Here is a 2,858-nt window from a genome sequence, read left to right as displayed (position 1 = left end):
AATCTTCCTCCTCCTTTCTAAATTTGTATATTTCTCTGTAAATTTCCTCAAGATCTTGCTTATAAGTTTTCATTTCAGAATATTTACTTATTCTACATTTGTCGCCCATAGCTGGGATCTGATGATCTCCTAAACAAGTAACTCCTAGATATTTATATTTTGAGATTTGATATCGTTGAGAGGTCTCATTATATGCCCCTTCAGATACCTCAATCTCCATAGATACATTTTTAAATTCATTTTCAGAAATTAATTTATAAGCACCATTGCTATAGCATTTCCATATATATCCATCAACAACAAAATATTTATAACCATCTATAGTCTCATATCTAGGGTTACATGACTCAGGGATTAGCCCTATAGGCTTCTCTAAATACCTTGTTTCAATAGAAAAACCATCTGCATTATCTACAATTCTAGTTTCCATATTATGTTCATCAAAATCAGATGGATTATTAGTTTCATTATCTCTAAGCATAAATGCTAATATTGGAGTATTTTTAATACTCTTTTCAGCATCTATAATAGATTCTAATGAAAATTCGCTATTATTATAGTTGTCTTTATCATGCATCACTACAATTTTAACTTTCATTAAGTTGCTATCATCTTCTGATGAGTAATATCTTGCTTTACAATCTATTTTCTTTGTATCTTTCAGCTTTTATCACCACACTTTAACTTAAAAATTTAATTTATTAGTAAAAAAAAATCTACCCTTTTCATTTTTAGAAAAAGTAGATACTTTACCCTGATTACTCTCAAAAACATAAACAGTCTTATTATTAAGTTTTTGATTTGTTATATAGTTAAAACCTCTGGATAATAAATAGGCCTTATCCTCTTCATTAAGTGCATATATTAGATTAATTAAAAATCACTCTCCTGATTTTCACCTGTTTGAGTATTCTTTTCATTTGTTTCTGAATTACTTGGTCTTCCTTTTCCTTTTTTACTTAGAGTATGTGATGTTTGCATAGGCATTAACGAATCTTCTAAACCTAACAACTTCTCATTTTTAGTTATATTCATAACCTGAAGAGGAGTAAATCCTTGAGTTGCTAGATATTTTTTTCTTGAACCATATAAGGATAAATTTTCTCTTTCGTCTTGAACAGCTTGTCTCTGATTGTATTCAGAAGTTTTTACAAATGTTATACCCCAATTTTTAGTTTCTTTTCGTTGATTAAGTTCATCATTTATCCAATTACAAATCATATCTTGTATTTTCAATGATATTAATATATCAACTACAGACCCTATTGCGATAGCCTCATTTGTACTTCTATTCCCATTAAACAATTCATTATTTATCCCAGATGAATCATATATTCCTTCTTTAATCTTGTTAATATAATCCATTGTTTTTACCTTTTCATCACCTAATGTAACAGGATTTACAGGCATTGGCGTTGTAATTACTCCTATACCATTAGGAACTGTTTCTTTAATAGCTTCATGATAATTCTCTAGCACTTCTCTTTCTAAAAGTAGATTTCCATCATCATCAGTATCTGCCAACTGATGTAAAAGCTTAAAATTATCTAATTTAGCATTTTGATCTTGTATATCATCCATATCCTCTAAAGCCATTAACGAATCGAAAATATGAGCATAATATGGAACACCTTTACTAGCCCATGTCTCTAAATTAAAGGCTGATGCATTCTTGTCTAATCTATAATATCCGCCTTCAAGTAGATTCTTATCATTGATTAATTTTCCATCCTTATTTGCCATATATAAATTCTGAATCTCTTGAGGATAGAAACTTAATTCTGCATCACTTATAGCAGATAACTTTATCGCATATTTCGATACCATATTGTTATTCTTACCTACAATTTTACATTTATCTGATGGCATTTCTTGAATCAATATACTATCTGAGTCTTCTCTTTTATAAATATAGAGCTCTCCATTACTTAAGATTCTTTCAGCCATCCATTTAGCATTAAATTTTATTTTGAATTTTTCTAAATATAAGGCTGCTTTATATTCTTCATTAAACATATCTTCATAAGCTTTATATTTGCTCATATCTTTAGGAACAATGAAGTGGTCATATGTTAATATCATTGATTTATACAATATAAATTCTTTTAACATCCCATTAGAGTGTTTCAATATTTCAGAAATTTCCTGAAGCTTGTTTGCATTCTCTTGGGGATTTTTCATAGCTGTTCTTAATTGTTTTCTGCTCATTTTACGAGGTCTGTATATAGATTTATAAATTTTTTCTACATTGTTTACATTAGAAAATTTTAGATTTTTTAAACCCTGAGAAAACAACAGTTGATCATTCTTCTTATTATCTTCATCCATAAATTATTATTTCACCACACTTTAATTTAAAAAAAGGAATTTATTGTTCCCTCTTTTTTTGTTCTTATATTCTTCGTCTTCCAATAAATCCGCTAAAAAATTACCATAAGCCAAGCTAGAATATCTATCTTTTCTGCATCCCGATTTTTCATATATTTTAACCTTACCATTCTGTAATTGCCACTCCAAGTTGATCAATTCATTTACAAGTGCATTAGTTTGAGCAAAAGGCAATAACATTCTGCTTTCTTTTTCAGCAATTTCATCTAGGTCTTTTTGTTTTCATCCTCTTGCTGTCTGTCATTTTTTCTCTTGCATCTATCTCATTAATAGGTAACAATAATCTTTTTGTTGTAAGGGCATCACTTAAAGACGTAGCAATCTTATGGTTTATATCTGCATAAGCTTTCATCGAATAAACTACTTTAATTGCATTTTTAGCCATTACTTTATCTACCGTATTATCTTCATTAAAACAAGTATAAGCATCATACCATTCGTTTCTTTCAGTATCATAATTGGACTTTTGA

The 2,858-nt window shown here is 28.8% G+C and carries 2 protein-coding genes and 2 pseudogenes; all 4 read right to left on the bottom strand.

What is annotated here, in order from left to right:
- Positions 1-598: pseudogene (locus tag T473_RS0115275) on the bottom strand (hypothetical protein); the annotation flags it as partial.
- Positions 599-873: 275 nt separating this feature from the next.
- Positions 874-2,328: a hypothetical protein gene (locus T473_RS0115270; RefSeq protein ID WP_024622607.1), complete on the bottom strand. Its 1,455-nt coding sequence runs from the start codon at positions 2,326-2,328 to the stop codon at positions 874-876.
- A gap of 21 nt (positions 2,329-2,349) precedes the next feature.
- Positions 2,350-2,568, bottom strand: a complete 219-nt coding sequence (locus T473_RS0115265; RefSeq protein WP_024622606.1) for a hypothetical protein — start codon at positions 2,566-2,568, stop codon at positions 2,350-2,352.
- A gap of 22 nt (positions 2,569-2,590) precedes the next feature.
- Positions 2,591-2,858, bottom strand: a pseudogene (locus tag T473_RS18720) (hypothetical protein); the annotation flags it as partial.

Source organism: Clostridioides mangenotii TR (assembly GCF_000498755.1).
Classification (GTDB): Bacteria; Bacillota; Clostridia; order Peptostreptococcales; family Peptostreptococcaceae; genus Metaclostridioides; species Metaclostridioides mangenotii_A.
Note: the sequence above shows the minus strand (reverse complement) of the source record. Positions and strands in the feature narration are given on the sequence as shown.